The 12,749-nt window shown below is 65.8% G+C and carries 9 protein-coding genes and 1 rRNA gene; 6 read left to right on the top strand and 4 right to left on the bottom strand.

Going from position 1 to position 12,749, the window contains the following annotated elements; translation table 11 throughout:
- Positions 1 to 118: 118 nt before the first annotated feature.
- The gene (locus ATF69_RS19505) at positions 119 to 2,785 is read left to right on the top strand and encodes a hybrid sensor histidine kinase/response regulator (protein WP_146872004.1); all 2,667 of its coding nucleotides are present in this window, start codon (positions 119 to 121) and stop codon (positions 2,783 to 2,785) included.
- A gap of 147 nt (positions 2,786 to 2,932) precedes the next feature.
- Here ATF69_RS19505 and ATF69_RS19500 read toward each other — a convergent pair whose 3' ends face one another.
- The 3 genes from ATF69_RS19500 to ATF69_RS19490 form a co-directional block, all read right to left on the bottom strand.
- Positions 2,933 to 3,580, bottom strand: coding sequence for a LuxR C-terminal-related transcriptional regulator (locus ATF69_RS19500; protein ID WP_146872003.1), 648 nt, complete (start codon positions 3,578 to 3,580; stop codon positions 2,933 to 2,935).
- Between the two features lie 30 nt (positions 3,581 to 3,610).
- Positions 3,611 to 4,546: a LysR family transcriptional regulator gene (locus tag ATF69_RS19495; protein ID WP_015016104.1), complete on the bottom strand. Its 936-nt coding sequence runs from the start codon at positions 4,544 to 4,546 to the stop codon at positions 3,611 to 3,613.
- A gap of 151 nt (positions 4,547 to 4,697) precedes the next feature.
- Positions 4,698 to 6,623: an acyl CoA:acetate/3-ketoacid CoA transferase gene (locus ATF69_RS19490; RefSeq protein WP_146872002.1), complete on the bottom strand. Its 1,926-nt coding sequence runs from the start codon at positions 6,621 to 6,623 to the stop codon at positions 4,698 to 4,700.
- Between the two features lie 230 nt (positions 6,624 to 6,853).
- Between ATF69_RS19490 and ATF69_RS19485 the strand changes: the two genes are divergently transcribed.
- The 5 genes from ATF69_RS19485 (at position 6,854) to ATF69_RS19465 (ending at position 12,126) form a co-directional block, all read left to right on the top strand.
- Complete coding sequence (locus ATF69_RS19485; protein WP_146872001.1) at positions 6,854 to 9,064, top strand: malate synthase G; 2,211 nt, start codon at positions 6,854 to 6,856, stop codon at positions 9,062 to 9,064.
- A 202-nt stretch (positions 9,065 to 9,266) separates the two neighbouring features.
- Positions 9,267 to 9,518: a cysteine-rich CWC family protein gene (locus ATF69_RS19480; protein ID WP_082522517.1), complete on the top strand. Its 252-nt coding sequence runs from the start codon at positions 9,267 to 9,269 to the stop codon at positions 9,516 to 9,518.
- A 13-nt stretch (positions 9,519 to 9,531) separates the two neighbouring features.
- Positions 9,532 to 9,753 (top strand): 4-oxalocrotonate tautomerase, encoded by a 222-nt coding sequence (locus ATF69_RS19475; protein WP_255356291.1) that lies wholly within the window; start codon positions 9,532 to 9,534, stop codon positions 9,751 to 9,753.
- A 56-nt stretch (positions 9,754 to 9,809) separates the two neighbouring features.
- Complete coding sequence (locus ATF69_RS19470) at positions 9,810 to 11,267, top strand: DHA2 family efflux MFS transporter permease subunit (protein WP_146872000.1); 1,458 nt, start codon at positions 9,810 to 9,812, stop codon at positions 11,265 to 11,267.
- 91 nt (positions 11,268 to 11,358) lie between these two features.
- The gene (locus tag ATF69_RS19465; protein ID WP_056065199.1) at positions 11,359 to 12,126 is read left to right on the top strand and encodes a class II glutamine amidotransferase; all 768 of its coding nucleotides are present in this window, start codon (positions 11,359 to 11,361) and stop codon (positions 12,124 to 12,126) included.
- 323 nt (positions 12,127 to 12,449) lie between these two features.
- Here the strand turns inward: ATF69_RS19465 and rrf are convergent.
- Positions 12,450 to 12,562: ribosomal RNA gene (gene rrf / locus ATF69_RS19460) — 5S ribosomal RNA — on the bottom strand.
- Between the last annotated feature and the right edge of the window lie 187 nt (positions 12,563 to 12,749).

Raw genomic sequence — 12,749 nt, 5'->3', positions numbered from 1 at the left:
GCCCCATAGGAGAGCACGCGCGCCCATCTAGGGTAACTACCTAGTCCCCAAGAGGGTGCAGCACACTCTCAACCGAGCCAGACTGCCCCCCGTGCCCTCCACAACACCCCGTTTTGCCATGCCCACACCCCGCCTTCGCCAATTCTGGACGCTGCTGATCCTGCTTGCAGGCACAGTGGCCAGCATGTTCGCGGCGGGCCAGTGGGCCTGGCACCGGTCTTTGCTGGACGAAAGCGAGAGCGTGCAGCGCCAGCTGAGCCTATACGGGCAAACGCTGGCGCAGCGCATTGACCGCTACCGCACCCTGCCCGAGGTGCTGGCGCTGGACGCCCAGCTGCAGGGCGCACTGCGCCGCCCGCTGAGCCCCGCCGAGGTGGAGCAGCTCAACCTGAAGCTGGAACGGGCCAACGGGGCCAGCCAGTCATCCACGCTGACCTTGCTCAACCGCGACGGCTTGGCCGTGGCGGCCAGCAACTGGCGCACGTCCACCAGCAACGTGGGCCAGGACTACAGCTTTCGCCCTTATGTGCAGCAGGCGCTGGCGCAGGGGCGCGGTAGTTTTTACGGCATTGGCGTGACCACTGGCGAGCCGGGCTACTTCTTGTCACAAGCCATTCGCGACGACAGCGGGCACACGCTGGGGCTGGTGGCCATCAAGATCGCGCTGCAGGAGCTAGAGCGCGAGTGGCTGCAGACCCCCGACATCGTGCTGGCCTCGGACGCCCATGGCGTGGTCTTCCTGGCCAGCCAGGACGCCTGGCGCTACCGCCTGCTGGAGCCGCTCGACGACGAAGAGCGCCGCGAGCTGAACGCCACCCGGCAGTACTCCGACCAGCCGCTGCGCCCGCTCGACGTCCGCGTGGACGACCGCCTGGACAACGGCGGGCGGCTGGTGCGCGTGCAACCGTCCGCCGACATGCCCGCCCCGCCCGGCCGCATGCTGTGGCTGACCCAGCCCCTGCCCGGCACGCCCTGGCAACTGCACCTGGTGCACACCACCCACAGCAGCATTGCCGACAGCCGCTGGGCGGCCGCAGCCGGGAGCGGCGGCTGGCTGGCTCTGTCGCTGCTGGTGCTGTTTGTGCGGCAGCGCCAGCGCCTGGCCCGCCTGCGCCAGCGCAGCCGCCAGGAGCTGGAGACCGTGCTGCAACAGCACGCGCAGGAGTTGCGCACCGCGCAGGACGGCATCGTGCAGGCGGCGCAGCAGGCCGACATGGGCCTCTCCCGCAGTCTGGAACACCTGCCCCAGGGGGTGGTCATCATCGACGCCGACCTGAAGCTGGTGGCGTGGAACTCGCGCTATGTGCAGCTGTTCCGCTACCCCGCCGACCTGATGCAGGTGGGCCGCCCCATTGAAGACCTGATGCGCCACAACGCACGCCGGGGCCTGCTGGGCCCGGGCCCGGTGGAAGAAGCCATCGAACGCCGCCTGGCCCACCTGCGCAGTGGCACCCCCCATCTGCACGAAAGCGCCAAGGACGACGGCACGGTGCTGGAGATCCGGGGAAACCCGCTGCCCGAGGGCGGCTTTGTGACCAGCTACGCCGACATCACCAGCTACAAGAACGCCGCACGCGAGCTGCGATCGCTGGCCGATGCGCTGGAGCAGCGCGTGGCCGACCGCACCCGCGACCTGGATGCCGCGCGGCGCGAGGCCGAGCAGGCCAACCGCTCCAAAACCCGCTTTGTGGCCGCCGCCGTGCACGACCTGCTGCAGCCCCTGAACGCCGCGCGCATGTTCACCTCGCTGCTGCGCAGCCATCTGCCGGGCGACGCCGAACGGCACGCCGTGGACAGCATCGACGGCGCCCTGGCAGCGCAGGACGCCATCCTCAACAGCCTGCTCGACATCTCGCGCATGGAGTCGGGCCAGTTCGACGTGCACATCCACGACGTGGCGCTGGGCCCGCTGCTACAGGTGCTGGGCCACAACTTTGGCGTGCTGGCCGAAAGCCAGGGCCTGCAACTGCGCTGCGTGCCCACGCGCGCCGTGGTCCGCACCGACGACAACCTGCTGCGCCGCATCTTGCAGAACTTTGTCTCCAACGCCATCCGCTACAGCCGGCGCGGGCGCATCGTGGTGGGCTGCCGCAGGGTGGGCGACCACCACCTGCGCATCGAGGTGCACGACCAGGGCCCCGGCATCCCCGAGGCATTGCAGCGCGAGATCTTTGAAGAATTCCGCCGCCTGGACGAAGGCCGCGCCGACGACCGGGGCGCAGGCCTGGGCCTGGCCATCGTCGAACGCCTGGGCCGCCTGCTGGGGCACGAGATTGGCCTGCGCTCGCAACTGGGGCGCGGCAGCGTGTTCTGGGTGTGTGTGCCGCTGGGCAACCCCGTCGCCGCGCAGCAGGCTGCGCCCCCCGCCACCACGCAGCAACCCGCCGACGACGCCCCCCTGCAAGGCAGCAGCGCCTGGGTCATTGATGACGACGGCCCTACCTGCGCCGCCACGCAGGCCCTGCTGCAGCGCTGGGGCTGCACCGTGCCACTGGCCGCTGACGCGCCCGAGGCCCTGGCCGCCGCCCAGCCCGGCCAGGCACCGCAGCTGGTGCTACTGGACGTGCACCTGGGCGCCGGCCTCCACGGCCCTGAAGTGTTCGCGCAACTGTGCCAGCGCTGGGGCCAGACGCCTGCCGTGATCCTGGTCACCGCCGAGCGCGATGCCACCCTGCGCCGCCAGGCCGCCGAACGCGGCTGGGGCTTTCTGGCCAAGCCGGTGCGGGCGCCCGCGCTGCGGGCGCTGGTGAGCCAGACGCTGCTGAGACAGGGAGCATCCCCCTGAGCCGCTGCGCGGCGGGGCGGCCCTTGCACGGCGCCTCGCGCAGGGTGCTGCGCCCGGTTGGAGAGGCTGCGCCCTTCGCTACGCTTTTAGTAGCATCCAGGGCTCGTTGAATAAGCGACAGCGGCCGTTTTGATGCAGATCTCCACCTCAGGAAGACACGCCGTCTTCCGTCTCCAGACTTTTGACCAGCACAGCCGCCTGCGTGCGGCTGTAGCACTCCAGCTTTTTCAGGATGGCGGTGACATGCACTTTCACCGTGTTCTCAGCCAGGCCCAGCGCGCTCGCAATCTGTTTGTTCAGCAGGCCATCGGCCAGGCAGAGCAGCACGCGGAACTGCTGGGGCGTGAGCTGCGCCAGGCGCGCGGCCAGTTCGGCGTCGGCCTCGGAGCGTTCGGCCGCCATGGGCGGGAACCAGCTGCCACCGTCCAGCACGGCCTGGATGGCGTCGCCCATGGCGTCGGCGGGCGCGGACTTGGGGATGAAGCCCGCAGCACCAAACTGCTGGGCGCGGCGGATGACGCGGGGGTGGTCGTTGGAAGAGATGATGACCACGGGCAGCTCGGGGTATTCGCCGCGCACATGCAGCAGGGCCGAGAAGCCGCGCGTGCCGGGCATGCTCAGGTCCAGCAGCACCAGCTCGACCTCGGGGTGGTCCTGCAGCGCCTGGCCCAGCGTGGCGGCGCTGGCCGCCTCCAGCGTACGGAACTGCGGCATCCGCTCGCGCAGCACGTGCAGCACAGCCGCACGGAACAGCGGGTGGTCGTCAGCGACAAGGAGCGTGGGCGCGGTGGACATGGAGTGTTGTGCAGTCTGCCACGGGGGCTATCAACCGCCGGCCTGCGGGCCTTTCCAGAACGCGGGCTGTGCGTACTGGTGCTTGAGGTGCTCGATCCACAGCCGCACCCGCAGCGGCATGTGCTTGCGCTGCGGAAACACCACATAGATGCCGTTGGGCGGCGCCGCAAAGTCGTGCAGCACCTCCACTAGGCGCCCGGCGGCGATCTCGGCCTCCACCTCCCAGGTGCTGCGCCAGGCAATGCCGTAGCCCGCCAGGCACCAGTCGTGCAGCACCTGCCCGTCCGAGCAATCGAGCGGGCCGCCGGGCTTGAGGTGGATGACCTCGGTGCCACCGCCTTCGACCGGCATGCGGAACGCCCAGCCCCGTGTTTGCGATGCCTCGCTCGACAGCGTGAGGCAGTCGTGCTGCACCAGCTCGCTGGGGTGGCGCGGCGTGCCGTGGCGCTGCAGGTAGGCGGGTGTGGCCACGCACAGGCGGCGGTTGTCGGCAATGCGCACGCTCACCAGCGACGAGTCGGGCAGGTCGCCCACGCGCACGGCGCAGTCATAGCCCTCGCCCGCCAGGTCCACCACGCGGTCGCTGAGGTTGAGCGAGATGGTCACGTCCGGGTGGGCGGTGCGAAAACGCGGCACCAGCGGCGCCACATGGCGGCGGCCAAAACCGGCGGGTGCGGTGATGCGCAAATGGCCCGTGGCCTTGACGCCCCCTTCGGACACGCTGGCCTCGGCATTGGCCACGTCGGACAGCAGGCGCTGGCAGTCTTCCAGAAACGCACTGCCTTCGTGCGTCAGGCTGATGCGGCGCGTGGTGCGCACCAGCAGCTTCACGCCCAGGTGTTCTTCCAGCGCATCGAGCCGCCGACCCATGATGGCTGGGGCCACGCCCTCGGCCTTGGCCGCAGCGGTGAGGCTGCCGCGTGTTGCCACCGACACAAACGATTCAAAGGCCTTGAGTTTGTCCATGGGCGCTGATTATGGGGATAAAGCGGAGAAGGGCCTGGTGACGGACTTGGGCACGGCCCGTGATCGGTTTTAGAGCCAAACAGGCCGCATGCGCTAGTGGAATATGCTTGAGCAGCTACATAAATAATAGTGAACCAGCATCACCCCCACTTCACACCAGGCGCGACTTGAGGAACCCCACGGTGCCATAGCGCTTGACCTCGGTGTAGAGGTCGCGCGTGAGGCCCTGCACCATGGCGGTGTAGGCGTCGGCCAGGTCGGGGGCGATGCTGAAGTGGTCGTAGTTCACGATCACGCCCACACGCTCGCCTTGCGCGGCGAGCGGGGCGAGCAGGCGGCGCACCTCCTGGTCGATGGCGTCGATGGTGCTGGCGGTGTTGATCTGCAGCCCCGAGAAGTCGATGTGCAGCAGTTGGCGTGCGGCGTCCAGCTCAAAGCGCTGCACCAGCGGGCGATTGAGCAGTTGCTCACGCAGGCCCAGCGGGCCGGGCTCGAACAGGCTCATATCCATGGTCTGCAAACCCGGGCTGATGCGCGGCGTGAAGGACATGTGGGCGAGCACGTCGCGGTGCAGGTCGATGCCGGGCGCCAACTCGATCAGCTCCAGCGCACCGCCGCCATCCACCTCGCCCGATGGCACCAGGCGGAACACGCAGCGCTCGGTGACATACAACACGCGCTGGCCGCGCCGCAGGGCTTCGGCGCCGCTGAAGGTGCGGTGCTCGACCTCGCGCACCAGCTTGCGCGCGCCCCCTTCGTGCAGGATGTGCAGGTGGCCGTCCACCGTCTCCACCTGCAGCGCGCCGGCCGTGAAGGTGCCGACAAACACCACGGTCTTGGCGTTCTGGCTGATGTTGATGAAGCCGCCCGCACCCGCCAGGCGCGGGCCAAACTTGCTCACGTTGAGGTTGCCGTGCTGGTCGGCCTGCGCGAGGCCCAGGATGGCGATATCGAGACCACCGCCGTCGTAGAAGTCGAACTGGTTGGGCTGGTCGATGATGGCCTGCGGGTTCACGGCCGCGCCAAAGTTCAGCCCGCCGGCGGGGATGCCGCCGATCACGCCGGGCTCGGCCGTGAGCGTGACGAGGTCGATGATGCGCTCTTCGGCCGCCACGTTGGCCACGCCCTCGGGCATGCCGATGCCCAGGTTGACGACCTGGTGCGGGCGCAGCTCCAGCGCCGCACGGCGGGCGATGATCTTGCGCTCGGTGAGCGGCATGGCCTCCAGCGTGTCCATGGGCACCCGCAGCTCGCCCGCAAACGCGGCGCTGTAGGGCTCGGCAAAGGTCTGGTGGTGGTGCGCTGGCTCGGTGGCCAGCACCACGGCGTCCACCAGCACGCCGGGCACCTTCACCTGCCGGGGGTTGAGCGTGCCGCGCTCGGCGATGCGCTCGACCTGGGCGATGACCACGCCGCCCGAGTTGCGCGCGGCCATGGCAATCGCCAGCGCTTCGAGCGTGAGCGCCTCGCGCTCCATGGTGAGGTTGCCGTCGGCGTCGGCCGTGGTCGCGCGGATGATGCCCACGTGGATCGGAAAGGCCTTGTAGAACAGGTAGTCCTGCCCGTCGATGGGCAGGATGCGCACCAGGTCTTCGGTGGTGCGCGCATTGAGCTTGCCGCCGCCGTGGCGCGGGTCCACAAAGGTGTCCAGGCCCACGCGCGTGAGCGTGCCGGGCTTGCCTGCAGCGATGTCGCGGAACAAATGCGTGATCACGCCCTGGGGTAGGTTCCAGGCCTCGATCTGGTTGTCCACCGCCAGCTTCTGGATGCGGGGCACCAGGCTCCAGTGCCCGCCGATCACGCGCTTGAGCAGGCCGGCGTGGCCCAGGTGGTTGAGGCCGCGCTGCTTGCCGTCACCCTGGCCTGCGGCGTAGACCAGCGTGAGGTCGCGCGGGGTTTGGGTCGTTTCCCAGCGCTGGGCCAGCGCCACGGCAATGCTCTCGGCAAAGCCGATGCCCACAAAGCCGCCCGTGGCCACGGTGTCGCCATCGTGGATGAGCTGCACGGCATCGGCGGCGCTCACGATCTTGTTCTTGTGGGCCGCGTTGAGCGCGCTGGCGTCCAGGGGTGCCTGCATGGGTTTGTCTCCCGGTGGGTTTGTTGTGCGCGCAGCGTAGTGGGTAACGGGCGAAAGCACCATTCAGGGTGACTACGGACTGTCACCAGTTTTGCGTAAAAGTCACTGGTTTAGAGATTTTCAGCGTATTTATGTGGACAAACATTTGCAATACAGTCTGTCCATGGCCTGCTATTGCGGGCACCGTTTTTCATTGATCTCCGTTTTCACCACTCTTCTTGAGGCACCCCATGACCGAACGCACCCAAGTCCACGGCCTGCAAGTGGCCACTTCCCTGTACCGCTTTGTCGAAGACAAGGTGCTGCCCGGCACGGGGGTGGACGCCACCGCCTTCTGGAAAGGTTTTGACGCCATCGTGTCCGACCTGGCCCCGCGCAACATCGCCCTGCTGGCCGAGCGCGACCGCCTGCAGACCGAGCTGGACACCTGGCACAAGGCCAACCCCGGCCCCATCCAGAACATGGTGGCCTACCGCGGCTTTCTCGAAAAGATCGGCTACCTGGTGCCCCAGCCTGCCGACGTGAAGGCCACCACCACCAACGTGGACGACGAGCTGGCCACGCAGGCCGGCCCGCAGCTGGTGGTGCCCATCCTGAACGCACGTTATGCACTCAACGCCGCCAACGCGCGCTGGGGCAGCCTGTATGACGCGTTGTACGGCACGGACGCCATCAGCGAAGAAGGCGGCGCCGAAAAGGGCAAGGGCTACAACCCCGTACGCGGCGCCAAGGTGATCGCCTTTGCGCGCCAGGTGCTGGACGACACCGCGCCTTTGGCCTCGGGCTCGCACAAGGATTCGACGGGCTACAAAGTGGAAGGCGGCCAGCTGCTGGTGTCACTCGCCAACGGCAGCACCACAGGCCTGAAGGACGCGTCGCAGTTCAAGGGCTACCAGGGCAATGCCGCCGCGCCGTCGTCGGTGCTGCTGCAGCACAACGGCCTGCACCTCGATATCCAGATCGACCGCAGCACGCCCATCGGCCAGTCCGATGCCGCGGGCGTGAGCGACCTGGTGCTGGAAGCGGCCCTGTCCACCATCCTGGACCTGGAAGACTCCGTGGCCGCCGTGGACGCCGAAGACAAGGTGCTGGGCTACAGCAACTGGCTGGGCATCATCCAGGCCACGCTGACCGAGCAGGTCGCCAAGGGCGGCAAGACCTTCACGCGCGGGCTGAACCCTGACCGTGTTTACACGGCCCCCCAAGGCGGCGAAGTACGCCTGCATGGCCGCTCGCTGATGTTCCTGCGCAATGTGGGCCACCTGATGACCAACCCGGCCATCCTGTGGAAGGACGCACAAGGCCAGGTGCGCGAGATTCCTGAAGGCATCATGGATGCAGTGGTGACCACCGCCATCGCCCTTCACGACCTGCAAGGCCATGGCACCAACGGAATCCGCAACTCCCGCAAGGGCAGCGTCTACATCGTCAAGCCCAAGATGCACGGCCCCGCCGAAGTGGGCTTTGCCGCCGAGCTGTTTGGCCGCGTCGAGAAGTTGCTGGGCCTGCCCGACAGCACCGTCAAGCTGGGCATTATGGACGAGGAGCGCCGCACGTCCGTCAATCTGAAGGCCTGCATTGCCGCTGCCAGCAGCCGCGTGGCCTTCATCAACACCGGCTTCCTGGACCGCACCGGCGACGAGATGCACACCGCCATGCACGCCGGCCCCATGGTGCGCAAGGGCGACATGAAGACCAGCGCCTGGATTCAGTCGTACGAGAAGAACAACGTGCTCGTGGGCCTGTCGTGCGGCCTGCGCGGCAAGGCGCAGATCGGCAAGGGCATGTGGGCCATGCCCGACCTGATGGCCGAGATGCTCAAGCAGAAGATCGCCCACCCCAAGGCCGGTGCCAACACCGCCTGGGTGCCCAGCCCCACGGGTGCCACGCTGCACGCGCTGCACTACCACCAGGTGAAGGTGAGCGACATCCAGATCGAGCTGGAAAAAACCGATGTGAACGCCGAGCGCGACAACCTGCTGACCGGCCTGCTGACCGTGCCCGTGGCCGCCGCCCCGAACTGGAGCGACGCCGAGAAGCAGCAGGAGCTGGACAACAACGCCCAGGGCATTCTGGGCTACGTGGTGCGCTGGGTGGACCAGGGCGTGGGCTGCTCCAAGGTGCCCGACATCCACAACGTGGGCCTGATGGAAGACCGCGCCACGCTGCGCATCAGCAGCCAGCACATGGCCAACTGGTTGCACCATGGCGTGGTGACCGAAGCCCAGGTGCGCGAGACCTTCGAGCGCATGGCCGCCGTGGTGGACCAGCAAAACGCGGGTGACCCGCTGTATCAGCCCATGGCCGGACACTTTGCCACCAGCATGGCCTACAAGGCAGCGTGTGACCTGGTCTTCAAGGGCATGGAGCAGCCCAGCGGCTACACCGAGCCACTGCTGCACGCCTGGCGCCTGAAGCTGAAGGCAGCACAAGCGGCCTGATTCCCAACTGCAGGCAGTGCCATATTCATGGCGTTGCCTGCTCCACTTTTGATAGCTGTTAGCGCAATCAACATGTGCGCTAGCAGCTATTTTTCTTTCAGGCAGTACTCCGGCTCACCTTGTTCAGTTGCGTGAGAAGCGGCGACCGCGTTTGGGGCAAGCTGCGCCGTACACTGGCACCGACGCCCACGCGCTCACTCCTATGCCTGCAGCACCACCTACCCACCCCGTTCCGTCTGCCTGCCCGCTGTGCGGGCAGCCCAATCAGTGCGCTATCGCAGCGGGTCGCCCAGCAGAAAGCTGCTGGTGCATGACGCAGACCATCGACCCTGCGGCCTTGGCCGCTTTGCCGCAGGAGGCACGCGGCAAGGTCTGTATCTGCGCGGCTTGCGGCGCGCCGGCGCCAGACGCACAGCAACCCTCCGCCGCAGGCCACCCGCCTTCGCCGATATGATTTGGGCTTTTCGCTGTCTTCACAGCGCGCGAAGGAACAAGACATGCCTACGTACCACATCGAAATGATGGAAGGCCGCACGGTCGAGCAAAAGAAGAAGCTGGTGGAAGAGATCACCCGCGTATCCGTCGAGATCCTGGGCGGCTCGCCCGAATCGGTGGACATCCTGATCACCGATGTGAAGCGCGAAAACTGGGCCACGGGCGGCAAGTTGTGGCTGGAGCGCACGTCCTGAGTGATGCGCCCCGTCCTCACTGACCCCGTGGTGTTGCTTCAGCATTTGATCGCTTCATGAGCGCCGCCTCGGGGTCTTTGGCTGTATTGCGCGAGCGCTATGGCGAGCGCTACCGGTGGCTGCTGCTGCTGTCCGTCATGGTCGGGACCATGGCCTCCATCATGTCCTCCACCATTGTCAACGTGGCGATACCGGACATGAGTCACTACTTTGCACTGGGCCAGGAACGCGCCCAGTGGGTCACCTCCGGGTTCATGGTGGCCACCACCGTGTCCATGCTCACCACCCCCTGGCTGTTGTCGCGGTACGGTTACCGCGCGACTTATGTGGGCGCGATGTTGCTGCTGCTCATTGGCGGCGTGGGGGGCGGTCTGGCGCGCGACTTTGGTCTGGTGCTGGCAGCACGGGTGGCCGAGGGGCTGGCAGCGGGTGTGGTGCAACCCATCCCGGCCGTCATCATTTTGTACGCCTTCCAGCCCCACGAGCAGGGACGCGCCAGCGGCATCTTTGGCATGGGTGTCGTGCTGGCGCCGGCCATCGGTCCGAGCATGGGCGGTTTGCTGGTGGATTGGTTTGGCTGGCGCTCCATTTTTTTCATGGTGGTACCGCTTTGCTTGGCCTCCCTCTGGCTGGCGTACAAGTTTGTGCCGGTCACTGCCCCCGGAGGGGTCGAGGCCAACCGGCAAGGCCAGGCGCTGGACTGGCGAGGCCTTCTGCTGGGCACGATGGGAACGCTGTGCCTGCTGAACGGCCTGGTGTCGCTGCATGGCGGCTCTCACGTCGAGGCGGCGGGCTTGCTGACGGGTGCTGTGGTGGCCGTCGCCTGTTTCATTGCCTGGCAGCGCAGGCTGCTGCGCACCGGGCGCAAGCCGCTCATGGACCTGCGCCTCTTTCAATACCGCCAGTTCGCCATGGGCAGTGTGGTGGCCTTCATTTACGGCACAGCCTTGTTCGGCTCCACGTATCTGTTGCCGGTGTTCATGCAACTGGGGCTGGAACTTTCGGCATCGCACGTGGGCACCCTTATGCTGCCAGCAGGGTTTGTTCTGGCCGCCACCATCGCCGTGGTGGGCCGCCTCGCGGACCGGCAGCCCACCCATTTGTTGGTGAGCACCGGGCTGGGTTTGCTGGCCCTGTCATTTGGTCTGATGGTGTTTGTGGGGCTCGGCTCGTCGCTGTGGATGCTGGTCGCTTTTGCGATCCTGGGGCGCATCGGACTCGGCTTCATTCTGCCGTCGCTGAATCTGGGCTCCATGCGCCCGCTGGACAAGTCGCTCATTTCTCAGGGCTCCAGCGCCATTGGCTTCTTGCGCATGCTGGGCGGCGCAGCCGGGGTCAGCCTGTGCGGCATCGTGCTCGAATGGCGACTCGGCGCACATGGTGCCTCGTTGACGGCCGGAGCAAGCAACCCGGCGCGCATCGCAGCATTCGGTGAAACCTTTTTGATGCTGACTTTTCTGTGCGGGCTGGCGCTGGTGGCCGCCTGGCAGCTGCGCGAGGCGCGGCCAGATTGACAGCAGGCATACCTTGTCCTGATGCTTGAAGGCGGATGCGCGCATTGCCCCATCAAGCCTTTCAAGAAATCAAAGAAACGGAACCTCCGCCATGTGCCAACTCCTCGGCATGAACTGCAATGTGCCCACCGATGTGACCTTCAGCTTCACGGGCTTTGCGCAACGCGGCGGTAAGACCGACCACCATACCGACGGCTGGGGCATCGCGTTTTTTGAGGACAAGGGGCTTCGGCACTTCGTGGACCATCTGGCGGCCGTGGACTCACCGGTGGCCGAACTCATTCGCCGTTACCCCATCAAGAGCCGAAACGTCATCGCCCATATCCGCAAGGCCACCCAAGGCATGGTGAGCCTGCAGAACTGCCATCCGTTCGTGCGTGAGCTGTGGGGCCGCTACTGGGTCTTTGCCCACAACGGAGATTTGAAAGACTTCCGCCCTCGCCTGCATTCGCATTTCCGCCCCGTGGGCGATACCGACAGCGAGCATGCTTTTTGCTGGATCATGCAAGAGTTGGCCAAATCGCACGCCAGCGTGCCTTCTGTTCCAGAGCTGACGCTAACGCTCAAGGAACTCGCTGCGCGCATAGCGCCCCACGGCACATTCAATTTCCTGCTTTCCAATGGACAGGCGTTGTGGGCACACGCCTCTACCCATCTGCACTACATAGAGCGCCGCCATCCTTTCGGCGCTGCGCAGCTGAGTGACGAAGACCTCCAGCTGGATTTTTCGAAGGAGACTGGCGTGAACGATCAGGTGGCAGTGATCGTGACCAGCCCCCTCACGACCAACGAAACGTGGACGGCGTTTGGCAAAGGTGAACTGCTGGTGTTCGAACAAGGCCGACGGCTGCCTATCTGACGCAGACGATATATCGCCGCTGAGAGAGGCTGTGAATATGGGGACGCGCGGAATGGATGCACTTTGGTTCTCGCGAGGTTCTATCGATCAGCTCATGCCGTATCGATTGAAGCGCGTGGGTCCATTCCGACAGTTAGATCTGGAGCTGTGCGGACTGTGTAGATGAGGGGCATCCTGCGCTTGGCGGTCCGGTAAGTCCGATGCAAACCCAGCGAACTGCGGTACCACAAGCGTTGACCAGCCACAGCCCCTGGCGCATTTCGATGCCGTCCCAAAGCAAAAAACCCCAGTCATATCTGACTGGGGTTTTCTGGGCTGTAAGAGCCTGACGATGACCTACTTTCACACGGGAACCCGCACTATCATCGGCGCAAAGTCGTTTCACTGTCCTGTTCGGGATGGGAAGGAGTGGGACCAACTTGCTATGGTCATCAGGCATAACTTGGTGCTGGGCAGTTTTTGTGAACTGCCTGGCGAATTCATAGAGTCTGGAATCAGATGTTTGTGTTTTGACTGCGTCTAACTTGGCATAACAGACTTTGAGCTTCACGCTGGTTGCGTGTTGGCTATCAAAGTTATAGGGTCAAGCCGCACGAGCAATTAGTATCAGTTAGCTTAACGCA

This window comes from Acidovorax delafieldii (genome assembly GCF_007993815.1).
GTDB lineage: Bacteria > Pseudomonadota > Gammaproteobacteria > Burkholderiales > Burkholderiaceae_C > Acidovorax > Acidovorax delafieldii.
The sequence above is the reverse complement of the archived record's forward strand: the minus strand, read 5'-3'. Positions and strand labels throughout refer to the sequence as shown.